Raw genomic sequence first — 24,069 nt, 5'->3', positions numbered from 1 at the left:
TAATCATTTGGTGCTGAGCGAAGCATGCGGCGAAATTTTGCAGCAGTTTCATTTGGGCAACAGCAAATTGGTTAAACTGCAAATCTACAATATGGGCACATTAGAACCTGATGACGAAAGGTTTTTCTATTTTTTTGACCTTGCCGAATGGCGGCATTATGTATTGCCGGAAAAAAGTCCTTCATGCCGTTCTTCAGGTTATGAACGAAACGGCTACCAACATCATGTTTATTATGAGTGGGAAGGAGATCTTGTCTTGTCTCATGAAGCACCATATTGTGATCTGGATATTTGGCATGATCCGATGCTGATGCAGTCTGTGTTTTTATCCAAAAGGCTGTACCAAGCATTGGATAATGCGGGTATGATTAAAGATTGGTATTTAAATCCCTGTTTGATTGATTAAGTTTTTATATTGGAGATTTGATTATGGCTGATTATGTTGCCGTACAAGCGCACCATATTATTCCTTTGGGTGTGTTCAATGATTTAAAACATGAGGTTCGTGAAGAATTCCATCGAATTTTCGATACCTTGCAAAAAGAAAGTAAGCGTAGGTTGGGGTGAAACGAAGTGAAAACCCAACATTTTTCCGAAAATTTATGGATTTTGTTGGGTTTGCGCTTCGCTCCAACCCAACCTACACCTGCTTCGATTTGGATTCCCGCCTACACGGGAATGACGGCGGTTTTTGTATTGTGCTGATTTATAATAAAAGATTTAAATGATGACGCCCTAAATCTTCGCCGTCAGCAGCACCGACAACAGCAAAGGCAGCACCGCACCGCCCAAATACAAAGGAATCCACACCCGCAACGAATCGGTAAAACGGCGCAGCAGGGCAAAATATGCCCACGCATACAGCCCCGACACCGCAAAACCGACCAACATCCGCACCGCGCCACCGCCATTCAGCAGCGTTGCCGCCGCCGCATAGCCCGCCGCCCATTGCCACGCAGCCGAACGGTCTGCGTAAAAATCCTGCCATTTTGCCACCATCAAAAACACCAAGATGCCAAACATGCGTTCACTCCGGTCATTGACAATGACGCCATCATATAAGAACATACGGCAATTTGACAAAAAATCATCGGATTACAAGGTAATTTTATGCCATTGACACGACAAAACCGCGCCGCAGACGCCTTGCGCCCCATTACCATCACCCCCGACTTCCTGCCCCGCGCAGACGGCTCGGCACTGATTTGCTGCGGACACACCCGCGTACTCTGCACCGCCACACTGGACGAAAACGTCCCCGCGTGGCTGCGCGGCACGGGGCGCGGTTGGCTGACCGCCGAATACGGCATGCTGCCCGCTTCCACCCAAACGCGCATGCGCCGCGAAGCCGCCGCCGGCAAACAATCGGGGCGCACGCAGGAAATCCAAAGGCTGATTGGGCGCAGCCTGCGCGCCGCGCTGGACTTGGGCAAATTGGGCGAACGCCAAATTCTGATTGACTGCGATGTGTTGGAAGCAGACGGCGGCACGCGCACCGCCGCGATTACCGGCGCATATGTGGCATTGGCAATCTCGTTAAGCCGTTGTTTAAAATCAGGGAAAATTTCAGCAAACCCGCTCATTGGCAGCGTGGCGGCGGTTTCGGTGGGCATGGTCGGCGGCACGGCACGCTTGGATTTGGATTATCCCGAAGATTCGGGCTGCGACAGCGACATCAATCTGGTGATGTTGAATGCCGAAAAAATCATTGAAATTCAAGGCACGGCAGAAGGCGCGGCATTCGGCACGGATGAATTGCAGCAATTGATTGCACTGGCGTACAAAGGCATTGCCCAATTGGCACAACTTCAACAACAAGCCATTGAAAAGGCAGCATCATGAGCCAAGCACCCGACACCATGCGTTTGGACAAATGGCTGTGGGCGGCGCGTTTTTTCAAAACACGCGGGCTGGCACAACGCCACATCGAACTCGGGCGCGTGCAGGTAAACGGACAAAAAGTCAAAACCGGCAAATACATTCACGCGGGCGACACCCTTGATTTAACGCTTAATTCGCTGCCCTACAAGCTCACGGTGCTGGCACTGAACCCGCAACGCCGTCCTGCTGCGGAAGCGCGTTTGCTCTACCGCGAAGACGAAGCCGTCGCCGCCCGCCGCGAAGCGCAACGGCTGCTCGACCAAGCATCGCGCATCAGCGCGGCGTATCCCGATGGCCGCCCCACCAAGCGCGACCGCCGCCAACTGGACAAATTCAGGCGCGAAAGCCGCGATTGATTCCGCCAAATAAAAAATCACCTGAAAAATAAAATTTTTCAGGTGATTGTGTTTTATGCCTTGTCTGCAGACGATGTTTCTGCCGTTTGCTGTGTCGGCACAACTTCCGTTACCGGCACGGGGGCAGCGGGCGGCGCGGCAGGCGTTTCATCGGCGGGTGCGGTTTCGCCGCCCGCATCGCCGCCGTCATCTTTACGCACATTCGCGCTGTAATCTTTCGGCGGGCTGGGCTGCTTGCCGTCCATAATCTCGCGCACTTGGTCGCGGTCAATGGTTTCCCATTCCATCAAAGCCTTGCACATGGTTTCCATCTTGTCGCGGTTTTCGTCCAAGATTTTATACGCCACCGCATATTGCTCGTCCAAAATGCGGCGCACTTCCGCGTCCACTTCCTGCTGGGTTTTTTCGGAAATATGCTGCGAACGGGTTACGCTGCGTCCCAAAAACACCTCGCCCTCGTTTTCGGCATACACCATCGCGCCCATTTTGTCACTCATACCGAAACGCGTAACCATTTCGCGGGCAATGGCGGTGGCGCGTTCAAAATCGTTGGACGCGCCGGTGGAAATGCGTCCCACATACAAATCTTCGGCAATCCGACCGCCGTACAAAATGCTGATTTGGCTCAACATCTGGTCTTTATACATACTGATGCGGTCGCGTTCGGGAAGCTGCCACGTCAAGCCCAACGCCCGTCCGCGCGGCATAATCGTTACTTTATGCACGGGGTCGGTAAACGGCAGGCTTTCCGCCACAATCGCGTGTCCCGCTTCGTGATAGGCGGTGGCGCGTTTTTCGTCTTCCTGCATCACCATGCTGCGGCGTTCGGGGCCCATATAGATTTTGTCTTTGGCATCTTCAAAATCGCTTTGGTCTACTTTTTCCTTGTTGCGGCGGCCGGCAAACAGCGCGGCTTCGTTCACCAAGTTTGCCAAATCCGCACCGGAAAAGCCCGGCGTACCACGCGCCAAAGTGTGCAAATCCACTGAATCGTGCAAAGGCACTTTTTTGGCATGCACCGCCAAAATCTGTTCGCGCCCGCGAATATCGGGAAGCGGCACAACCACTTGGCGGTCAAAACGGCCGGGGCGCTGCAAAGCGGGGTCAAGCACGTCGGGGCGGTTGGTGGCGGCGATGACAATCACGGTTTCGTTGCTTTCAAAGCCGTCCATTTCCACCAAAAGCTGGTTGAGCGTTTGTTCGCGTTCGTCGTTGCCGCCGCCCAAGCCCGCGCCGCGCTGACGGCCCACCGCATCAATTTCGTCAATAAAAATAATGCAGGGCGCGTTTTTCTTCGCCTGTTCAAACATATCGCGCACGCGGCTTGCGCCCACGCCGACAAACATTTCCACAAAATCCGAACCGGAAATGCTGAAAAACGGCACGCCCGCTTCGCCCGCAATCGCTTTTGCCAACAAAGTTTTACCCGTGCCGGGGCTGCCTGCCAGCAAAATGCCGCGCGGCACGCGGCCGCCCAAATTCTGATAACGCCCCGGTTCTTTCAGATAATCAACGATTTCCTGAACTTCTTCTTTCGCTTCATCGCAACCGGCGACATCGGCGAATTTCACCGTGTTGGCATCTTTGTCCAGCAGACGGGCGCGGCTTTTGCCGAATGAAAACGCGCCACCCTTGCCGCCGCCGCTTTGCATGCGCATAAAATACACCCACGCGCCAATCAGCAGCAGCACGGGCAGCAGGCTGATAAACAGGCTGCCCAAAAAGCCTTGTTTCTCTTCGGGCGTAACCTTGATGCTGACATCATTTTCTTCCAAAGTCTGAATCAGCTTGTCGTCCAAAGGCGCATTGGTGCTGAACGCGCTGCTGATGGAATCCTTGCGCTTGCCCTTAATCACATAGCCTGCGGGCGAACCTTCCAGATTGACACTCGCCACTTCACCCGCACGGACTTGTTTCAAAAATTGCGAATATTCAATTTGTTGCCCATCGGTTTTTTTGTCCTGCATGGCATTGACGCCGGCAAAAATCGCCAAAAACAACGCCCCCCAAATCAGCAGGTTTTTCATCGTACTGTTCCCCACTTGAGCATCACTCCTCAATAAAATTCAAAAAACTGAAAACGGATTGTAAATCAGGCAGCAAGGCTTGTCAGCGTTTATTTCTGCCCAATAGGTAAAGTTCACTGGAACGATTACGCGAGGCATCGGGCTTGCGCGTTTGCACGGTGGCAAACTGTTCGCGCATCGCTGCCTGAAACGCTTGAAATCCCGCCCCCTGAAACACTTTGACCAAAAATGTGCCGCCCGTTTTCAGGTGGTCAGCGGCGAAAGCCAATGCCAGTTCGCACAGATAGTAGCTGCGCGTTTGGTCAATCACGGCATTGCCCGCCATATTGGGTGCCATGTCGCAAATTACAAGGTCGAGGGCGCGTCCGCCCAGTAATTGCTCAAATTGCGCCAACACTTCGTTGTCGCGGAAATCGCCTTGGATAAAGTCCACGCCGTCTATCGGCTGCATCGGCAGAATGTCCAGCGCAAACACTTTGCCGCGTGCGCCGACCAATTTTGCCGCCACTTGCGACCAGCTTCCGGGCGCGCTGCCCAAGTCTGCCAACACCGTGCCTGCCTGAATGATTTTGTCTTTTTCGTTAATTTCCAGCAGTTTGTAGGCGGCGCGGGCGCGGTAGCCGTCTTTTTGGGTGCGGTGGACGTAGGGGTCGTTGACGTGTTCGTTTAGCCACGCTTTGGAGGATTTAGAGAGTTTGGGCATAAAAATTATTTTAAAACAATGAAAAAGATTTTCAGGCAGCCCCAAAATTTCAGGCTGCCTGAAAACAGTTTATTGGTCCACAAACGCGCGTTCAATCAGATAATCGCCGCGCTGTCCCATTTTCGGCGACACGGTCAAACCGAAATCGTTCAGCACCTGCGAAGTGTCTTTCAACATTTGCGGGCTGCCGCACAGCATGGCGCGGTCGTCCTGCGGCTTGATGGGCGGCAAACCGATGTCTGCAAACAGTTTTCCGGAGCGCATCAAATCGGTCAAACGCCCCTGATGCACATACTCTTCCCGCGAAACAATCGGATAGTAAATCAGTTTTTCTTTCACCATGTCGCCGAGATATTCGTGTTCGGGCAATTCGCGGGTAAAGCGGTCGTAATACGCCAAATCCTGCTTGTAGCGCACGCCGTGCACCAAAATGATTTTCTCAAATTGTTCATATACTTCGGGGTCTTTGGTGATGCTCAAAAACGGTGCGATACCCGTGCCGGTGGAGAGCAGATACAAATGTTTGCCCGGATTCAAATCGCCGCAAATCAATGTTCCCGTTGGCTTTTTGCTAATCAGCACTTCATCGCCCACTTTTAAATGCTGCAAACGGCTGGTCAAAGGCCCGTCCTGCACTTTGATGCTGAAAAACTCCAAATGTTCTTCCCAGTTTGCGCTGGCAACGCTATAAGCGCGCATCAGGGGCTTGCCGTCCACCATCAGCCCGACCATGACAAATTGTCCGTTTTCAAAACGCAGGCTGTCGTCGCGGGTGCAGGTGAAGGTGAAATAGGCGTCCGTCCAGTGGTGGACGGAGAGGACGGTTTGGGTGTTAAAAGCTGCCATGTTTTTTCTTTCAATGGGTTAAAAAATACCTTATATATTTTCTTGCAATCCATCTATTAATTTAGATTTATTTAAAATTACTAAAAAGGAAGGATTCAATTCTCCGCTATACATTGGCGGGTGGTTTGCTTAAAGGAGGAAAATTTCGTCTCATCGGGAAGTTGCAAAAATATATCATCTATTAGGCATTTATTTTTGACACATTGTAAAATATATTGCACTCTTGTCACCTCATTTCCCAACTGCAAAAAAGTAGCTTCAACTTTATTACCACTCAATACCTTAACCTTTAAACTTCGCTTCAATAATGTTTCATTCCAATCCTGTCCATTAATAATGGGGTCGTAACCAATACAACCAACTTCATCATCAGGCGTATTATTTTGATCCTCTTTTAATACCGATAAAAAATCTTGAGTAAATTTATTCGGCATGGCAAAAACATCAGTATTGTTTGCAGAACGAAAATAGGGCTTGTAGACGGACTTGACCAACTCAATTTTTTGCATATGGTTGGTATTATCCGCAATTGCAGACCAAGACAATGATGCCACAATAATTGCTAAAAAATATTTGTTCATAATATGGATACTCCAAGGTGAATAAAAAATTTAAATTCTTCCACTTCACTCAAATTCAAGGACGTGGTTATCTATTATGCTCCATCCTTAAGCACTCTGAAAACGGCGCAAATCGGCATAACGTCCGTTTTTCGCCAACAATTCCGCGTGCGTGCCTTGTTCCACAATGCGCCCCCCGTCCATCACCACAATGCAATCGGCCTTTTCCACCGTACTCAAACGGTGGGCAATCACAATGGTGGTGCGGTGCGCCATCAGTTGTTCCAAAGCGGCTTGCACCAAGCGTTCCGACTCGTTGTCCAGCGCGCTGGTGGCCTCGTCCAAAATCAAAATCGGCGCGTTTTTCAGCAGGGCGCGGGCAATGGCGATGCGCTGGCGTTGCCCGCCCGACAGTTTCATGCCGTTTTCGCCGATGGGCGTGTGCAAACCTTGCGGCAGCTCGCGGATAAACGTCCACGCATTCGCGGCTTCGGCGGCGGCGGTAATCTCGGCTTCGGACGCGCCGCTTTGTGCGCCGTAGGCGATGTTGCTGGCGATTGTGCCGTTAAACAAAACAACGTCTTGGCTGACGAGCGCCATGCGTTCGCGCAAAACGGCGATGTCGGCGTGGCGGGTGTCGGTGCCGCCGATAAGAATGCGCCCCACATCGGGGTCAAAAAAGCGCGGCAGCAGGTTCACCAGCGTGGTTTTGCCGCAGCCCGATGCGCCCACCAAGGCGTAAACCTTACCGGCGGGGACGGTCAAACTCAATCCGTTCAGGCTGTTGCGTTCGGCATCGGCGTAGCGGTGGACGATGTTTTCAAACACGATGTCGCCCGTTTGTTCGGGCAGGGGCAAAGTGCCGTTGGCGGGTTCTTCGGCTTCGTCCAAAAAGTCAAACACGCTTTGCGCCGCCGCCAAGCCGCGTTGCAGCGACTGCATCACGCCGGTCATGCGTTTGATGGGGTCAAACATCATGGTCATGGCGGTGAGGAAGGACATAAAGTCGCCCGCGCTGAAATCGCTGTGTTGGGCGCGTTTGGCGGCGAGGTACAAAATCAGCGACAGAGCGCACGCCACCAGCAGCAGGGTAATCCCCGAACTGGCGGCGGACACGGCGGTTTGGCGCACGCCGTTGCGGCGCACCGCCGCCGCCAAACGCGCAAAACGTGTTTGCTCGTGCGTTTGTCCGCCATAAATTTTAATCACGCGGCTGCCTGAAACGGTTTCGCTCAAGGATTGGGTCATTTCGCCGTTAAGCTGTTGATTGTCGGACGACAATTGGCGCAAACGGCGGCTCAACACGCGCACGCAGCCGCCGATGGCGGGCAGGGTAATCAGGGTAATCAGCGTGAGTTTCCAGTCCAAATACAGCAGCCACACCAGCAAAGCCGCCACGCTCACGCCGTCTTTGACCAGCACGGTCAAGACGTTGAAACCGGCATCGGTGATTTGTCCGGCATCGTTCATAATCCGCGACATGATGCGCCCGCTCGAATGGCGGGCGAAATACGCGCCGGGCAGCCGCAGCAGTTTGGCATACAGCTCTTGGCGCATGGTTTGCACCAGATGTCCGGCGATGTGGGCGGTAACACATTCGTTGATGAAGTTGAACGCGCCGCGCACCACAAACAAGCCGACAATCGCCACCGGCAGCCAGGTTGCCATCGTCAGATTTTTGCCGACAAAGCCTTCGTCAATCAAAGGTTTCATCAAAGACGCAAACACGGGCATGGTCAGCGCCACCACCATCATCGACAACAGCGACAGGGCAAACAGTTTGAGATAGCGTTTCAGGTAGCCGAGCAGCCTGCGGTAGAGGACGGCGGCGGGAGTGGTGTGCATGGCGTAGCGTGATGATGGGACGAAACGGCATTGTACGGGAAAACCGTCCCCAACCACAAATTTATGGGGCAAGTGCTTTAATCGTCTGCCGCAGCAGGGTTATAATCACTTCCCGTTTTTTTGGAAACCGCGCCCCATGTTTGCCGCCACCCACGACCGCGAGCGGATTCGCCTGCACGCACACCAACGCCACGATGTCGAAATCTACACCTTCGGCGCACTGCCCAACCGCTACGCCGTTTGGCATCAAAACGCATGGTTTGACGCATTGCGCGGCTACGCTTCGCCCGATGATGCCCGCCAAAACATCACACGGCGTTTTGCTTCTGCCAAATTGTCGCCGTTTCCCTGCCGTTTGCGGCACGGGCGTTACCGCTTCAACGGCACGGCACACCACATCGACAAACACATGGCAGACGGACACGCGCTGCACGGGCTGCTCTACGATGCCGAATTTGCCGTGTACCGCATCGGCACGAACGCCGATGGCGCGTGGGCGGGTTTGCGCCACGACTACGGCGGCAGCGCGGGCTATCCCTTTCCCTACCGCATCGACATCCTGTACACCCTCAACCAGCAAGGCTTGTCGGTGCAAACCGACATCACCAACACGGGTCATGCGCCCCTGCCGCTTGCGGACGGCTGGCACCCGTATTTCACACTGGGCGGCTGCGCCGACGATTGGACGCTGCAACTACACGCCCGCCGCCGTTTGCGCTTTGATGCCGAACTGCTGCCCACCGGCGACACGCTGGACGACCACCGTTTTGCCGAACCCGCCTCCCTGCGCGGCGCAACCTTGGACGACTGCTTCGTCCGCACCGACCCCGCCGCCGACACCCCCGCCTGCACCCTGCACAGCCAAGATTTCACACTGAATATTTACGCCTGTGCCGCCTACCCCTTCATACAGGTGTACCTGCCCCCCGAGCGCGACGCCCTTGCCTTGGAAAACCTGAGCGGCGCCCCCGACTGCTTCAACAACGGCATCGGGCGCATCACCCTGCCCACCGGCGACACCCGCCGCTTTACCGTCCGCTACGATTTGACCTACCAAGCACAAAGCCCGACATGAACCGCACCCGCCTCCCCCATGCCGACACCGCCAAAGGCTTGATGATAATAATGATTGTCTTCGGACACTTTATCGAACGGCTGCTTGACTGGAACGCAACGCCCAAAATGCCGCTTTTGAGCCTGATGTACCTGATACACATTCCCACATTCGTGTTTTTGTCCGGCTGCTTTTTCACCCCCCGCCATTGGCAGCACAAAATCAAACGGCTTGCCCTGCTGTACGTCCTGTTCCAATTGCTTTATACCGTCTGCAACCGCGTTACCCCCCCCCCGCATTTAATTTCACAATCATTCCTATATGATTTGATTATCTTCATCGCCCGCCCCAACTGGATTATGTGGTATCTCTACAGCCTGATGCTGTGGTATGCGCTGACCCCCTTATTGCAAAAATGCCGTTTTTCCCTTGCCCTCTCCTGCGCCGCCGCCCTTGCTGCGGGCTGGGCAACGTGGGACACCTATTGGTTTTCTTTGGGCAGAACCCTGTGCTTTCTGCCGTTTTTCCTGCTCGGGCAACAACACGGCACGGCACTGCTGCACCGTTTGCGCCACACCTGCCCCGCATGGCAACACCTTGCCTGCATCGCGCTGATAACGGCTTTGCTGGCATACTGCTGCGTGGCGGGCGCGTTAAACATTTCTTTTGTTTACGGCAGCTTTAATTTTTGGCAGCAGCATCTCGACCCGATACACGGTACGTTGCTGCGCGTGTTTGTGATGCTGTTGTCGGCATTGGGCGTGTTGGCGGCGCTGCAAAGCGCGGTGCTGCTCTCCGGACGGCGCGGCGCTTCAATATTGGCGGCACTGGGACGGCGCACACTGCCCGTGTATCTGTTGCACGGCTTTGCGGTGCTGGCGGTGCAGCCGTTTTACCCTTGGCGCCACGATTTCGCCGCCACCTGCCTGTTTGCCACGCTTGCTTCGGTGCTGACGGCATGGGCATGCAGCCGCAACGGGGTGCAAAAGGTGTTTGACGGGATTATTTTCGGCAAGCAAACGAATTGAAGCACTGCCGCACGGTATCGCGGTCGGCGCGGCTTAAGATGCGGGGATAAAATTTGATGTCGGTGCTTGTTTGTTCGCGGGCGGCGGCATCGCCCGCCGAGACTTGCACCACCGCGCTGCGGCGCACGGTCAAAACCCAATATTCGCGCCCAAACAGGCTGCGGCGTTCGCGTATGGCATAAATATCGCGCCAGTCAAAAAAAATAATACGCCCTGCCCTGCGCCGCCCAAGCCACGCGCACCATGCTGCCGTCCAGCCACAAACTTTGTTCGTTGTCCACCCATACGGGCGGGCGGCTGCGCCGGTACAACAACGGCAAGCCGTAGATAAGCAACATGGCGCAGAACAACAAGGCAACAGCTTGCCAAGAAATCAAATTATCATCGTTTAACCAAGCAGTTATCCCATACCAAACGGCAGTCGTCAGCACACCCTGCCGGACGGCTTGCCACGCGGACATTTTCCCGTCCGCATACAGCTTGCGCCCGTGTTCGGGCAGCCGCGCTTCCGCCGTGTCTTCGCCCGCCAAAGGCACGGGGCGGAAAACCATGCGTTCCGTTTCGCCGCGCTCGTTTTCGTCCAGATAAATTTCCACATTCATGCCCGCCCATACGGGCTGCGGCTGTTCCAGATGTTCGCGGTGCAGATGATAGCCCGCGCCTTGCGCGGTTTCGGCGTAACCGTGCCTGCCGTCCCATTGTTGCAAAACGGCGACAATGCGGCGGGTGGTCGGTTCCAGCATGCTTTTTCGCCCCAAATCAAAACGTCATCACCTATTTTATCCGTCTTTCGCCCCAACGCGAAAGCGCGTACAATCGCCCGATTTTTTCAAAATATCCAATATCATGATTTACCCCAAAACCTATGACGTGATTGTGGTCGGCGGCGGACACGCCGGCACGGAAGCCGCGCTCGCCGCCGCCCGCATGGGCGCGTCCACGCTGTTGCTCACCCACAATATTGAAACTTTGGGACAAATGTCCTGCAACCCGTCCATCGGCGGCATCGGCAAAGGGCATCTCGTCCGCGAAGTGGACGCGCTCGGCGGCGCGATGGCCTTGGCGACCGACCAATCGGGCATTCAATTCCGCCGTTTGAACGCCAGCAAAGGCGCGGCGGTTCGCGCCACCCGCGCCCAAGCCGACCGCGTGCTGTACAAAGCCGCCATTCGTTATCTATTGGAAAATCAGGAAAATCTGGAATTGTTCCAACAATCGGTGGAAGACATCACGCTGGACGGCGGGCGCGTAAGCGGCGTGAAAACCGCGATGGGCGTGGAGTTTAAAGCCCGCGCGGTGGTGCTGACGGCGGGGACGTTTCTGGCGGGCAAAATCCACATCGGCATGGAAAACTACGCGGGCGGGCGCGCGGGCGACCCCGCCGCGCACGGACTTTCAGGCTGCCTGAAAGAGCTGCAACTGCCGCAAAGCCGTCTGAAAACCGGCACGCCGCCGCGTTTGGACGGGCGCACCATTGATTTTTCCCAGCTTACCGAGCAGCCGGGCGACACGCCCGTTCCCGTGATGTCGGTGCGCGGCAACGCCGCCATGCACCCGCGCCAAGTGTCGTGCTGGATTACGCATACCAACCTGAAAACACACGATATTATCCGCAACAGTTTTGACCGCAGCCCCCTGTTTGCCGGCAAAATCGAGGGCGTGGGCCCGCGTTATTGCCCGTCCATCGAAGATAAAATCCACCGTTTTGCCGACAAGGAAAGCCATCAGATTTTCCTTGAACCCGAAGGCTTGTCCACCCACGAATATTATCCCAACGGCATTTCCACCAGCCTGCCGTTTGACGTGCAAATCGCGCTCGTCCGCAGCATGAAAGGGCTGGAAAACGCGCATATTCTCCGTCCCGGCTATGCGATTGAATACGATTATTTCGACCCGCGCAATCTGAAAGCCAGCTTGGAAACCAAAAGCATAGACGGGCTGTTTTTCGCCGGACAAATCAACGGCACCACAGGCTACGAAGAAGCCGCCGCGCAAGGCTTGCTGGCGGGCGCGAATGCCGTGCAGTTCGTGCGCGGGCAGGAGCCTTTGATTTTGCGGCGCGAACAGGCGTATCTCGGTGTTTTGGTGGACGATTTGATTACCAAAGGCGTGAACGAACCCTACCGCATGTTCACCAGCCGCGCCGAATACCGTCTGCAACTGCGCGAAGACAACGCCGATATGCGCCTGACCGAAGACGGCTACAAAATCGGCTTGGTTTCCGAAGCGCAATGGCGGGCGTTCAGCGACAAGCGCGAACAGGTAGAACGCGAAATCCAGCGTTTGAAATCAACGTGGTACACGCCCGCCAAGCTGCCTGAAAGCGAGCAGATGCGCGTGTTCGGGCAAAAATTGAGCCGCGAAGCCAATCTGCACGATTTGCTGCGCCGCCCCAACTTGGATTATGCCGCGCTGATGACGCTGGACGGCGCGAAGCCGGAAAGCGAATTGGCGGAAACGGTGGTGGAACAGGTGGAAATTCAGGTGAAATATCAGGGCTATATCGAGCGGCAAAACGAGGAAATCGGCAGCCGCCGCGATTTGGAAACGCTGCGGTTGCCTGAAAACATCGATTACGGCAAAGTAAAAGGCTTGTCCGCCGAAGTGCAGCAGAAATTAAACCAGCACCGTCCTGAAACGGCAGGACAGGCTTCGCGGATTTCGGGGGTAACGCCCGCCGCAGTCGCGCTGCTGATGGTGCATTTGAAACGCGGGTTTAAAGACGCAAAATAAAATCCATAACAAGCAATGTTTTACAAAAAACATCGGCAAAAAGTCTTGACTCCCCCCAACCCGTTCTAGAATGTGAAAAATGTAAACCCGTTTTTCATTAACCGAACGATGAAACGTCTGTTGCCGCTTGCCTTGTGCATTTCCGCACCGTCCGTCCGTGCCGATTTGCCGCTTTCGCTGGAAGAACTGCTTACCGAAAAAGGCAAATTGCGTTTGGAAAGCAGCCTTGCCTACATCAACGGCGAGCAGCAGAAAGGCGAATTTGCCAACCCCGTGTTTATCCAAACAGGCACGGCATCGTTTGTGCCGGTGCCCACCGAGCTGCGCGAACAAAACCGCAACAGCGATATGCTGGTCGCCACACTCGGTTTGCGCTACGGCTTAACGGGGAAAACCGATGTTTACGGCAATGCCAACCACATTTGGCGCAATGAACGCAGCTTTAACGGCGAGCGCGAATACAGCCGCAGCAGCCGCAACCTTGCCGATGTGTCGCTGGGCATCAGCCACACATTTGTGCAAGACGGCAAAAACCCCGCCCTCATCGGTTTTGCCGAAACCGCCGTATATGAAAAATCGCAAGGCAAAGCCGCATTGGGCAAAGGCTGGTTGGTGGGTGCGACCACCTACAAAGCCATAGACCCCGTTGTTTTGTCGCTGACGGCTGCCTACAAGCTGAACCTTGCCAAAAATACCGATAACGGCAGATACCGTGCGGGCAATTTTTTGATGTTGAACCCGTCCGTTAGCTTTGCTGCCAACGACCGCATCAGCATCAACGGCGGCGTGCAATGGATAGCCGCCCAAGCCGACAAGCTGGACGGCAACACAACTTCACCAAAGAATACGTCAAGCTACGCCCATGCGGGCGTGGGCTTGGGTATCGGCAAAGACACCGCGCTCAACGCATCGGCACGTTTCAAAGTATCGGGGCAGGGCAGCGCGGAATGGAAGCTGGGGATTTCCCATACTTTCTGACTTTGCCGTTTTTTTACACACTTTACTCAAGGAACTTTTTATGAAAGCAAAAATTGCTGCTTTGACTGTTGCCGCGCTGGTTTCTGCGCCTGCTTTTGCACAACACAATGCGACACAAATTTTTGAACAACAAGTGTTCGCTGCTCATGCGCCTGTAAATGCGGTGGAATTGTCTCAAACTGAGATGAAAGAGACAGAAGGCGAACTTGCACCTTGGGCTGTTGGTGCTATTATCGGGGGAGGCTGGGAAGGTATCCAATACGCCTATGGTGCGTATAAAGGGGATTACAAATGGGATACGGGTAAATTTGCTGGTAATGTAACAAAAGGAGCAGTAGTAGGGGGAACATTAGGATTAGGCGGTGGTGCTGCTGCCGCTCGTACTATTGGTCCAATTAAACATTGGGTGCGTATTGGTGGTAAAAGTTATAGCCACTCTCAAAAGACACATACCTATGCTCTTAGATGGGGAACAAATAAACATTATGCAAAAGAAATTCCTAATCAGACAGCAAGAAATCTCAATCAAGCACTTCGTAATACAAAGTTACCAGGTTCTAGTTGGCGTGTTCAAGATAAAGGACATTTTCATTTTAAAAAAATAGAAAAATGAGTGTTAGTTTAACAGAAATAAGTCATAAACGCGCATGGCGCATTATACGCGCCATGCAGACTGAAGTTGTATTAGATGATACTTTTATCTTGGTAAGATTAAGTTGTTACTTAAATCCTTCTTTGATTGCAAACAATATAGAAAAGTGTGGATACAGTCGTTCCGTATCAGAAATTAAAAAGCTTCAAGTTCCGTTTCCCTTAAATCTTTTACCTATCCCGCGCCCATATTATTTTTATATTTTCAATGCTAAATTGAATCAAATTTTTGATTTAGCATTATCTTGTGATGACCATTTAATGTTTGAAATATTGATTTCAGAGAACAGAAATACGAATCAAATAGAACAAATATGTTGTGATGGAAATACCTTATATGAAGATAGTTTGGCATTAAATTCATTTTGTAAGAAGTATTTTTTTGTGGATTTGACTTTGATGATACCGATTATGAAACTGGGGTCAGTCAAGCATTAAATTATAATTTTATCCCTGACTTTTTGTCTCTTTATTTTCCCAAATAAAGAGTAAATCATACTATGAATCAATTTTCTGTATTCCCAATTTTTTTATTGTTCTGCAGCACCATATTCGCAACACCTACTTTTACCGAAAACCCCATTTCACACGGCAAAATCCATCTGCAAAGCTGGAAATCACAGCGTGATTTTGGCATTGTCAAACAAGATTTGGATTTTTCCTGCGGCGCGGCATCGCTTGCCACGCTGCTGAACAATTACTACGGGCAATCGCTGACCGAAGCGGAAATTTTGGAAAAAATGGACAAAACCCGAATGCGGGCTTCGTTTGCCGATATGCAGCGCATTATGCCCGAATTGGGTTTTGAAGCCAAAGGCTACGCGCTGCCGTTTGAGCAGTTGGCGCAGTTGCAAATCCCCGTGATTGTGTATCTGAAGCACCGTAAAACCGACCATTTCTCGGTGTTGCGCGGCATCAATGGCGATACAGTGCTGCTTGCCGACCCGTCTTTGGGACACATTTCCATGAGCAAAGCACAGTTTCTGGCATCGTGGCACACACGGCAGGGCGAAATGGCAGGGAAAATTTTGGCGGTTGTGCCGAAAGATGCGGGCTTGCCGCGCAATACGGCGTTTTTCACGCGCCAGCCGCAAAGGGTCAGCCGTTTGGCGGCAGAGCAGGTGCGTTTCAGGCGCATTTGGTAATGTTTGTGAAAATAACGCACCCCAAACCAATCAACCCTCAAAAAGCATGCTGATGAAATACCTAATCGCTGCAATATTTTACCCAACCACATCGGTGCTGATTGTGTTGGGCTTGGACTATCTGTTTCCGCACAAAGACATGCTCTATTGGAAAATGGGGCTGAGTGGCGTTGTGGGGACGGTATTCAATCGGTTTTGGCTGTGGGAAAAGTGAAATCTTACCACGCACGCTGCCTGAAAATCCCTGTGTTAAAATGGCAAACCCATTTTCAGGCAGCCCGCACATTATGAATCCCGTTTTTATCCCGCTTCGCGCCCACACCGAATTTTCCATTACCGACAGCATCATCCGCATTCCCGACCTTGCCAAACGCGCCGCCGAATCGGGCTATCCCGCTTTGGCAATCGGCGATTTGATGAACCTGTTCGGCGCGTTGAAATTTTACCAAGCCTGCCGCAAACACGGCGTGAAGCCCATACTCGGCGCAGACGTGCGCGTGTCCAATCCCGACCGCCCCGACACCCCGTTCCGCATGATGCTGCTGGTGCAAAACGAACACGGCTACCGCCGCCTGTGCGCCCTGCTCACCCGCGCCTACACCGACCCGCAGCGCGACCCGCACCTGCCGCAACTGCGCCCCGAATGGCTGGAGGAGGGCAGCAACGCCGGTTTGATTGCCCTGTGCGGCGCAGCGGCGGGCGAAATCGGCACGCACTTGGCGGCCGACCACCCCGACCGCGCCCGCGCCGCCGCCGCACGTTACGCCGCGCTGTTCCCCGATGCCTTTTATTTGGAACTGCAACGCCTGCCCGACCGCCCCGATTGGGAACGCATCGTTTCAGGCAGCCTGAACATCGCCGCCGGGCTGGATTTGCCCGTTGTCGCCACCCACCCCACCCAATTCCTTGACGAAAAAGACTTTCCCGCCCACGATGCCCGCGTCTGCATCGCCGAAGGGCGCGTGATTGCCGACCGCAAACGCCCGCAACCTTTTTCCCGCAAACAATATTTCCCGCGCCCCGAAGAAATCGCCGACCGTTTCGCCGACCTGCCCGAAGCCCTTGAAAACAGTTTGGAAATCGCCAAACGCTGCAATTTCACCTTTACGCTGGGCAAAAACTTCCTGCCTGATTTCCCCACGCCGAACGGTCAAAGCCTGAACGATTATTTGCGCGAATTGTCGCATCAGGGTTTGCACGGGCGTTTGGCGCATTTGTTCCCCGATGCGGCGGAACACGCCGCCAAGCTGCCTGAATACGAGCAACGCCTTGAATTTGAATTGAAAACCATCATTCAAATGGGCTTTGCCGGTTACTTCCTGATTGTACAGGACTTTATCAACTGGGCGAAAAACAACGGCTGCCCCGTAGGGCCCGGACGCGGTTCGGGCGCGGGTTCGCTGGTGGCGTATGCGCTGGGCATCACCGACCTTGACCCGATTGCCTACGCGCTGCTGTTTGAACGCTTTTTGAACCCCGAGCGCGTGTCCATGCCCGACTTTGACATTGATTTTTGTCAGAATAATCGCGGGCGCGTGATTGAATACGTACGCAACAAATACGGCAGCGAAGCGGTCAGCCAAATCGTTACTTTCGGCACGATGTCGTCCAAAGCCGTTATCCGCGATGTGGGGCGCGTGCTGGAACTGCCGTTCGGCTTGTGCGACCGTTTGTCCAAACTGATTCCGCTTGAAGCGAACCGACCTTTGCCGCTTCAGGCAGCCTTGAACGCCGAACCGGAAATCCTGCGCCTGATTGAAGCCGAAGAAGCGGACGAATTATTGAATTTGGCGTTGAAACTGGAAGACTTGACCCGCAATCTGGGCATGCACGCGGGCGGCGTGCTGATTGCGCCCGGAAAAATCGCTGATTTTTGTCCCGTGTATCAGGCGGACGAATCGTCCTCGCCCGTGTCCATGTACGACAAGGGCGACGTGGAAGACGTGGGCTTGGTGAAGTTTGACTTTCTCGGTTTGCGGAATTTGACCATTATTGAAACCGCGCAAAACTTTATCCGTCAAACCACCGGCAAGGAAATTGACATCGCCGCCATTGATTTGACCGACCAAAAAGCCTATCAGATTTTCCGCGATGCCAACACCACCGCCGTGTTTCAGTTTGAGTCGGCGGGCATGAAAAAAATGCTGTTGCAGGCGCAAAACACCAGCCGTTTGGAAGAGATTATCGCCTTTGTGTCGCTCTACCGTCCGGGCCCGATGGACTTGATTCCCGACTTTATCGCCCGCATGAAAGGCGCAAAGTTTGAGTATATGCACCCTTTGCTGGAGCCCGTGTTGGAGCCGACCTACGGGATTATGGTGTATCAGGAACAGGTGATGCAGGCAGCGCAGGTGGTGGGCGGCTACTCGCTCGGCGGCGCGGACTTACTGCGCCGCGCCATGGGCAAGAAAAAGCCCGAAGAAATGGCGCAACACCGCAATATTTTTGCCGAAGGCGCGGAAAAGAAAGGCATTCCCCGCGAAAAAGCCGATGAAATCTTTGACTACATGGAAAAATTTGCGGGTTACGGCTTCAACAAATCCCACGCCGCCGCCTATGCCTATGTGTCCTACCAAACCGCGTGGCTGAAAGCGCATTATCCCGCCGAATTTATGGCGGCGACCATGTCCAGCGAATTGGACAACACCGACCAACTGAAAGTGTTTTATGACGATGCCCGCAGCAAGCTGAACGGCATCAGCTTTCTGCCGCCCGACATCAACCAGTCCGAATACCGTTTTGTGCCGAACAACAAAAAACAAATCCGTTACGCGCTCGGCGCAATCAAAGGCACGGGCGAAGCGGCGGTGCAAAGCATTGTCGCCGCGCGTGAACAAGGCGGGAAATTCAAAGATTTATTTGATTTTTGCGAACGGGTGGGCAAACAGCACGTCAATCGGCGCACGGTGGAAGCCTTAATCCGCGCGGGCGCGTTTGACAGCATCGAGTCCAACCGCGCCATGTTACTGGGCAATGTGGAAGCGGCGATGCAGCACGCCGAACAAAAAGCGGGCAATGCCAATCAGGGCGGATTGTTTGATATGTTTGACGATGCCATCGAAGCGGTAAAAATGACCGAAATCCCCGCGTGGGACGAAAGCACGCGGCTGGCTGAAGAAAAACAGGCACTCGGTTTTTATTTGAGCGGCCACCCGTTTGCCCCACACGCGCAGGAAGTGCGCCGCATCGCCGCCACCCCGCTTGCGCGGCTGCGTCCTTCGCACGATGTGGTGCGCGTGGCGGGTTTTGCCACATCGGTGCGCAGCATCAACACCAAAAACGGGCGCATGGTGGCGGTTTGGTTGGAAGACGAAAGCGGCGGGCATGAAGTCATCGTGCGCGGCGAACTGCTGGAAAGCTTGTCGCGCGACACGCTCAAAGCCGACCGGATTTTGGTGTGCGAATGCCGCGTGCGCGAGGATATGTTCAATAATGACGGTGGTTTGCGCATCAACGCCAACGCAGTTTACACGCTGGACGAAGCCCGCGCCGTGTACGCCCGCCGCCTGACCCTGCGCCTGAACCCGCACAGCCCCGTTGCCGAAATCGCCGCGCTGCTGCAAAGTTACGCCGACCCGCAAGGTACGGTGCGCCTGTGTCTGCATTACGCCAACGCGCAGGCTTCGGGCGAGCTGCTGCCCGATGCGGCGCAATGGTATTTGTTGCCCGATGCGGAGCTGGGCAAGCGTTTGACGGAGCTGCTGGGTGCGGACAATGTGGATTGGTAGCCCGCCATGCCGTTGACGGCGCTTCTTTTCTGCCGAATATATATGGTTGATGCAATTTATTTTTAGACAAGACGGCGAACCGCAGACAGCACAAAAGTACGGCAAGGCGAGCCAACGCCGTATAAAAATCAAAGAACATTAACTATAATCACCCTTTTGTGAAGGCGTAACAACATCATGCCTGTATCCGAATCCTTCGACATTGCCGTTATCGGCGCAGGGCCTGCGGGCGCGGTGGCCGCCGCCCTGCTGCTGCGGCAAGGCTTTTCCGTATGCGTGTTGGAAAAACAGCACTTCCCACGCTTTGTCATTGGCGAAAGCCTGCTGCCGCACTGCATGGAATTTCTGGACGAAGCGGGTTTCCTGCCCGCCCTGCACGCCGAACCCTCGTTCCAACACAAAAACGGCGCAGCCTTCACATGGCGCGACCGCTACACCCATTTTGATTTTACCGACAAATTCAGCGCGGGGCCGGGCACGACTTTCCAAGTGCGCCGCGACCGTTTTGACCACATCTTGATTCGCGAAGCCGCCAAGCAGGGCGCAGACGTGCGTTTCGGCTGCGAAGTGTGCGCGTTCGACAACACCGGCGAACACGCCCGCCTGAACGTGCTTCCCGAACACGGCGCGGCATACGCGCTGACCGCCCGTTTCGTATTGGACGCGAGCGGTTACGGGCGCGTGCTGCCGCGCCTGCTGGATTTGGACACCCCCTCTGCCCTGCCCGTGCGCGAAGCACATTTCACCCATATTGACGACCACATCACCGCCGCCGATTTCGACCGCGACAAAATCCTGATTTCCACCCACAGCACCCGCCGCGACGTGTGGCTGTGGCTGATACCCTTTGCAGACGGGCGCAGCTCCATCGGCGTGGTCGGACTGCCCGAACGCTTCATCGGGCAAGACAGCGAAACCGCCTTGAAAAACGCAGTGGCCAACGTGCCGATGCTCCAACGCATCTTGGCAGATGCCGTGTGGGACAACGGCGTGCCGTTCCGCCGCATCGGCGGCTATTCCGCCAACGTCAAAGCCCTGCACGGCAAACATTTCGCCCTGCTGGGCAACGCCGCCGAATTTCTCGACCCCGTGTTTTCATCGGGCGTAACCATCGCCATGCACTCCGCCAAGCTCGCCGCCGACCTGCTGGGCAAACACCTGCGCGGCAAAGCCGCCGATTGGCAACGCGAATTTGCCGAACCCTTGATGGTGGGCGTGGAAACCTTCCGCACCTATGTAAACGGCTGGTATGACGGGCGTTTTCAAGACGTGATTTACGCGCCCTCGCGCAATGCCGACATCAGCCGCATGATTGCTTCCGTGTTGGCAGGCTACGCTTGGGACACGGAAAACCCCTTTGTGGACAAAGCAGAACGCCGTTTGAACGCCTTGGCGCAAATGGTGGGACGGCAGGACGGAGACTGACACGATGGCTTGGCAAAAAATATTGTGCATCACACTCTTGACGGGGCTGCTCGCCGCCTGTGCCGCCGTTCCCGCGCCGCAAAACGTACTGGCGCAGGACGAAACGCGCTGGTTTCAGGTAAACCGTTTGGACGCGGACGGCGGCGTGGCGCAAACCTCGCTGTTGTCGGTGCAGGGCTTGGCGGACGGACAATCGCGCTGGCTGCTGGCAGACGCCTTCGGTGCGCCGCAAGCACGCTTGTTGGCGGGGCGCACGGGCTGGCGGCAGGACGGTTTCGCCCCGCCCAACCGCGCCGCGCAAAAACTGTTTGCCGCGCTGTCGCCGCATGTGGCGCAAGGTCTTGCCGAAACGCAAAAATTTAATATTGAAGGAATAGTTTGGCAGGTTTCGCCTTTGGAGATGCAGCCGTGAAACAGGTTTATTTGAGCCGTCCCGCGCTGGTGTCGGCATTGGGAACGGGTTTGGCGGCGCATTTACACGCCCTGTTCCACCCGCCCGCCGCCACGCCGCTCACCGCCCGCGATGATTTGGTTGCAGGGAAAACGCGCCTGTTCGGTGCGGTAAACCGCGAATTGCGCCCGTTTCCCGCGCATTTGCCCGCCGCGCACCACAGCCGCAACAACCGTTTGCTGTGGGACGCGCTGGCACAGCTTGAGCCGCAACTGGAAGCGGCGTTGGCGCGTTACGGGCGCGGGCGGGTGGCGGCGGTCATCGGCACATCGGTGGGCGGCGCGGACGAGAACATTCCCCTGTTTCAACACGTTGCACGGGGCGGAACGTGGGACGGCATGCCGTTCAGGCAGCAGGCGCAACTGATGTCGGACGCGGCGGAATGCGTGGGCGCGGCATACGGTTTGCAAAACCTGTGTTACGGCGTGTCCACCGCTTGCACATCGGGGGCGCGGGCATTAATCAGTGCGGCGCGTTTGCTGAAACTGGGCGTGTGCGATGCGGTGGTGTGCGGCGGAGTGGACACGCTTTCGCCTTTGACGGTAAACGGTTTTCATGCGTTGGAAGTGTTGTCGGCGGGCATTGCCAAGCCGTTTTCCGCGCATCGGGACGGCATCAACATCGGCGAAGCGGCGGCGGCGTTTGTGATGAGCCGCGAGCCTTTGCCCGACACGCTGCCCTTGCTCGGCTACGGCGGCAGTTCCGATGCCTACCATATGTCTTCGCCGCGACCGGACGGCTTGGGTGCGGCGGCGGCGTTTCAGGCAGCCTTGGACAAGGCAGGCTTGACGGCGGCGGACATCGGCTGGATAAACCTGCACGGCACGGGCACGGCGCACAACGATGCGATGGAAAGCCGCGCCGTTGCCGAAGTGTTCGGTTGCGCCACGCCCGCCACCTCCACCAAACCTTTGACGGGACACACGCTCGGCGCGGCGGGCGCATTGGAAGCGGCGTTGCTGTGGGGCGTGGTGTCGCGCCGCGACAATCCGCAGGGCGTGTTGCCGCCGCAGCTTTGGGACAGCGTGCGCGATGCGGCGCTGCCCGAAATCGCTTTAACGGACGCACACAGCCGTTGGCGCGGCGGACGGCGCATCGGTGCGAGCGCATCGTTTGCGTTCGGCGGCAGCAACTGCGTCATCATCATCGGAGAACACGATGCCTGATTTTCCGCTTACCCCCGTTGCCCCGTATCTGCCGCACAGTGGGCGCATGGTGCTGCTGGACGCGGTTACCGCTTGCGATGAACACGGTTTGTGTGCCGAAGCCGCCGTGCGCCCCGACCATATTCTGCTGCCGCCCGATGCCGATGCGCTGCCCGCCTACTTGGGCATGGAAATCATGGCGCAAGGCGTGGCGGCGTGGGCGGGCGTGCACGCGGCGGCGCGCGGCGAAGCCGTGCGTTTGGGCTTTTTGCTCGGCACGCGCAAGCTGAAGCTGCATTGCCCCGCCATTCCCATTGGCACGCTGCTGACGGTGCGCGTTGCCCAATCGTGGCAGGACGAAAGCGGCATGGGCGTGTTTGATTGCGAACTGCGTTGCCGCGCCCCCGCGCACGGATACGAAAACGACATGCCTGCAGGCAGCTTGCTGGTGTCGGGCGCATTGAACGTGTACAGCCCGCGCAGCGATGCCGCGTTAAATGAATTGCTAGAAGAGAAATAGAGATATGATTCTATTAGTGATTCAACAATCACATACCCTATAAAGACAACTTTTGAAAAAATTTAATTTCGTTTTATGTGTCTTTAAGTTTGACATGATCATTGATGCGCGGTAACATGACACCTATGCAAAGCTTATGACCGAATCTCAGATATGTCAAAACAAGCAATGTGAAATTCTGCCCGTCCTTCCCGTACAAGCGCGAAGCCCAATCAGAATAAGCATAAATCCGTTAAACCATGGGTGCGTGAGAATTTACAAATGGCTTACCGCCCACACAGAAATGACGACGTTTGATTTTGCATGCAAATAATGACATATCTTCGGTGCAGGGATGATTTAAAATTATGCCACGCATGGCATAAACTTGCAAATTCAGCCGTCCGACATGCGGCTGTGAGTTGAAACGTTTTTTGGGTTTTTACCCAAAAGAATCAGGGATATGGAAATATCCATATCCCTGACAAATGGAAAACGGGTTAATCAGTTTGCCGACTCGAAAACCCGTGCTTGTGCCGAAAACAGCAATTGGAAACACATTGGGAAGATTCTCACAAAATTTACCCCAATAATGCGTCCAATCCCGAATTATACATGATTTTACCCTATGGTGCATACCGTACCGATGGTGGAATTATTGATAATTGCTGTTTTCCTTTTTTAATCAAAATTAAGCAATAGGGACAGCGCTTATGGCTCCACTGGAAAAATTTGTTTTGCATGAACTGCAACAGGGCAAAAAAACAACTTTTGACCTGCGTAACAAGGGTGTATGTTCAACCGCACAGACGATTTCTTGTTTGAAACGCAAATATGGTTTGATGATTCTCACAGAACGTTGTTCGTGTCGCGATGCGGCGGGAGTGATGCACCATAACATTGCCCGTTATCACTTATTGCCCGACATCACCAAGAATGATTCGATTCATCAGGATCAGTTCTTCCATCCCACAAAAGTGGTCTGCAACCATATCCAAAGACGTTTAATTTAAC

Annotated in this window: 26 protein-coding genes; 18 read left to right on the top strand and 8 right to left on the bottom strand. The window is 54.7% G+C overall.

Annotated features, from left to right (window positions below; translation table 11 throughout):
• Both G392_RS14000 and G392_RS13865 read left to right on the top strand, forming a co-directional pair.
• On the top strand, positions 1-406 hold a 406-nt coding region (locus G392_RS14000), incomplete at its 5' end, for a hypothetical protein (protein ID WP_027010282.1).
• Positions 407-429: 23 nt separating this feature from the next.
• On the top strand, positions 430-567 hold the full coding sequence (locus G392_RS13865) for a hypothetical protein (RefSeq protein WP_156900940.1): 138 nt from the start codon (positions 430-432) through the stop codon (positions 565-567).
• A 168-nt stretch (positions 568-735) separates the two neighbouring features.
• On the opposite strand, the gene G392_RS0111245 is transcribed toward G392_RS13865, so the two are convergent.
• Positions 736-1,023 (bottom strand): hypothetical protein, encoded by a 288-nt coding sequence (locus G392_RS0111245; protein ID WP_027010281.1) that lies wholly within the window; start codon positions 1,021-1,023, stop codon positions 736-738.
• An 87-nt stretch (positions 1,024-1,110) separates the two neighbouring features.
• Between G392_RS0111245 and rph the strand changes: the two genes are divergently transcribed.
• Both rph and G392_RS0111235 read left to right on the top strand, forming a co-directional pair.
• Entirely contained in the window at positions 1,111-1,842 is a 732-nt protein-coding gene (rph, locus tag G392_RS0111240) for a ribonuclease PH (RefSeq protein ID WP_027010280.1), read from the top strand.
• Positions 1,839-2,237, top strand: coding sequence for an RNA-binding S4 domain-containing protein (locus tag G392_RS0111235; RefSeq protein WP_027010279.1), 399 nt, complete (start codon positions 1,839-1,841; stop codon positions 2,235-2,237). Before rph ends, G392_RS0111235 begins: the two co-directional genes overlap by 4 nt.
• Before the next feature lie 53 nt (positions 2,238-2,290).
• Here G392_RS0111235 and ftsH read toward each other — a convergent pair whose 3' ends face one another.
• The 5 genes from ftsH to msbA form a co-directional block, all read right to left on the bottom strand.
• The gene (ftsH, locus tag G392_RS12900) at positions 2,291-4,264 is read right to left on the bottom strand and encodes an ATP-dependent zinc metalloprotease FtsH (protein ID WP_376986756.1); all 1,974 of its coding nucleotides are present in this window, start codon (positions 4,262-4,264) and stop codon (positions 2,291-2,293) included.
• Between the two features lie 82 nt (positions 4,265-4,346).
• On the bottom strand, positions 4,347-4,967 hold the full coding sequence (locus G392_RS0111225) for an RlmE family RNA methyltransferase (RefSeq protein ID WP_027010278.1): 621 nt from the start codon (positions 4,965-4,967) through the stop codon (positions 4,347-4,349).
• 69 nt (positions 4,968-5,036) lie between these two features.
• Positions 5,037-5,813, bottom strand: a complete 777-nt coding sequence (locus G392_RS0111220; protein WP_027010277.1) for a ferredoxin--NADP reductase — start codon at positions 5,811-5,813, stop codon at positions 5,037-5,039.
• Between the two features lie 95 nt (positions 5,814-5,908).
• The gene (locus G392_RS0111215) at positions 5,909-6,394 is read right to left on the bottom strand and encodes a DUF3828 domain-containing protein (RefSeq protein ID WP_027010276.1); all 486 of its coding nucleotides are present in this window, start codon (positions 6,392-6,394) and stop codon (positions 5,909-5,911) included.
• Between the two features lie 87 nt (positions 6,395-6,481).
• Entirely contained in the window at positions 6,482-8,218 is a 1,737-nt protein-coding gene (msbA, locus tag G392_RS0111210; RefSeq protein WP_027010275.1) for a lipid A export permease/ATP-binding protein MsbA, read from the bottom strand.
• Positions 8,219-8,354: 136 nt separating this feature from the next.
• Between msbA and G392_RS0111205 the strand changes: the two genes are divergently transcribed.
• Both G392_RS0111205 and G392_RS0111200 read left to right on the top strand, forming a co-directional pair.
• On the top strand, positions 8,355-9,293 hold the full coding sequence (locus G392_RS0111205; protein WP_027010274.1) for an aldose 1-epimerase: 939 nt from the start codon (positions 8,355-8,357) through the stop codon (positions 9,291-9,293).
• The gene (locus G392_RS0111200) at positions 9,290-10,300 is read left to right on the top strand and encodes an acyltransferase family protein (protein WP_027010273.1); all 1,011 of its coding nucleotides are present in this window, start codon (positions 9,290-9,292) and stop codon (positions 10,298-10,300) included. Before G392_RS0111205 ends, G392_RS0111200 begins: the two co-directional genes overlap by 4 nt.
• Here the strand turns inward: G392_RS0111200 and G392_RS13860 are convergent.
• Both G392_RS13860 and G392_RS0111190 read right to left on the bottom strand, forming a co-directional pair.
• Positions 10,275-10,433 carry a hypothetical protein gene (locus tag G392_RS13860; RefSeq protein WP_156900939.1) on the bottom strand — a complete coding sequence of 53 codons (159 nt, stop codon included), beginning with the start codon at positions 10,431-10,433 and terminating at the stop codon, positions 10,275-10,277. The genes G392_RS0111200 and G392_RS13860 overlap by 26 nt on opposite strands.
• A gap of 61 nt (positions 10,434-10,494) precedes the next feature.
• Complete coding sequence (locus G392_RS0111190) at positions 10,495-11,043, bottom strand: hypothetical protein (protein WP_027010272.1); 549 nt, start codon at positions 11,041-11,043, stop codon at positions 10,495-10,497.
• Between the two features lie 103 nt (positions 11,044-11,146).
• On the opposite strand from G392_RS0111190, the gene mnmG reads away from it, so the two are divergent.
• From mnmG to G392_RS0111125, 12 genes are all read left to right on the top strand, one after another.
• Complete coding sequence (gene mnmG, locus G392_RS0111185) at positions 11,147-13,033, top strand: tRNA uridine-5-carboxymethylaminomethyl(34) synthesis enzyme MnmG (protein WP_027010271.1); 1,887 nt, start codon at positions 11,147-11,149, stop codon at positions 13,031-13,033.
• Positions 13,034-13,141: 108 nt separating this feature from the next.
• On the top strand, positions 13,142-14,011 hold the full coding sequence (locus G392_RS0111180; RefSeq protein ID WP_027010270.1) for a hypothetical protein: 870 nt from the start codon (positions 13,142-13,144) through the stop codon (positions 14,009-14,011).
• 40 nt (positions 14,012-14,051) lie between these two features.
• Positions 14,052-14,624 carry a hypothetical protein gene (locus G392_RS13420; protein WP_084165996.1) on the top strand — a complete coding sequence of 191 codons (573 nt, stop codon included), beginning with the start codon at positions 14,052-14,054 and terminating at the stop codon, positions 14,622-14,624.
• Entirely contained in the window at positions 14,621-15,100 is a 480-nt protein-coding gene (locus G392_RS13855) for a hypothetical protein (RefSeq protein ID WP_245571965.1), read from the top strand. Before G392_RS13420 ends, G392_RS13855 begins: the two co-directional genes overlap by 4 nt.
• Positions 15,101-15,162: 62 nt before the next feature.
• Positions 15,163-15,807 carry a C39 family peptidase gene (locus tag G392_RS0111165; RefSeq protein WP_027010269.1) on the top strand — a complete coding sequence of 215 codons (645 nt, stop codon included), beginning with the start codon at positions 15,163-15,165 and terminating at the stop codon, positions 15,805-15,807.
• A gap of 52 nt (positions 15,808-15,859) precedes the next feature.
• Entirely contained in the window at positions 15,860-16,021 is a 162-nt protein-coding gene (locus G392_RS13850; protein ID WP_156900938.1) for a hypothetical protein, read from the top strand.
• A gap of 40 nt (positions 16,022-16,061) precedes the next feature.
• Positions 16,062-19,535 (top strand): DNA polymerase III subunit alpha, encoded by a 3,474-nt coding sequence (gene dnaE / locus G392_RS0111155; protein ID WP_027010268.1) that lies wholly within the window; start codon positions 16,062-16,064, stop codon positions 19,533-19,535.
• A 177-nt stretch (positions 19,536-19,712) separates the two neighbouring features.
• Complete coding sequence (locus G392_RS0111145) at positions 19,713-20,960, top strand: NAD(P)/FAD-dependent oxidoreductase (protein WP_027010267.1); 1,248 nt, start codon at positions 19,713-19,715, stop codon at positions 20,958-20,960.
• Between the two features lie 4 nt (positions 20,961-20,964).
• Entirely contained in the window at positions 20,965-21,372 is a 408-nt protein-coding gene (locus G392_RS0111140) for a hypothetical protein (protein ID WP_034335313.1), read from the top strand.
• Entirely contained in the window at positions 21,369-22,577 is a 1,209-nt protein-coding gene (locus G392_RS0111135; RefSeq protein WP_034335311.1) for a beta-ketoacyl-ACP synthase, read from the top strand. Before G392_RS0111140 ends, G392_RS0111135 begins: the two co-directional genes overlap by 4 nt.
• Complete coding sequence (locus tag G392_RS0111130; RefSeq protein ID WP_027010264.1) at positions 22,570-23,076, top strand: hotdog family protein; 507 nt, start codon at positions 22,570-22,572, stop codon at positions 23,074-23,076. The genes G392_RS0111135 and G392_RS0111130 overlap by 8 nt, the downstream gene beginning before the upstream one ends.
• A 692-nt stretch (positions 23,077-23,768) precedes the next feature.
• Positions 23,769-24,068, top strand: a complete 300-nt coding sequence (locus tag G392_RS0111125) for a hypothetical protein (protein WP_027010263.1) — start codon at positions 23,769-23,771, stop codon at positions 24,066-24,068.
• The last annotated feature ends 1 nt before the right edge of the window (position 24,069 follow it).

It is taken from the genome of Conchiformibius kuhniae DSM 17694, assembly GCF_000428785.1.
Lineage (GTDB): Bacteria > Pseudomonadota > Gammaproteobacteria > Burkholderiales > Neisseriaceae > Conchiformibius > Conchiformibius kuhniae.
The sequence above is the reverse complement of the archived record's forward strand: the minus strand, read 5'-3'. Positions and strand labels throughout refer to the sequence as shown.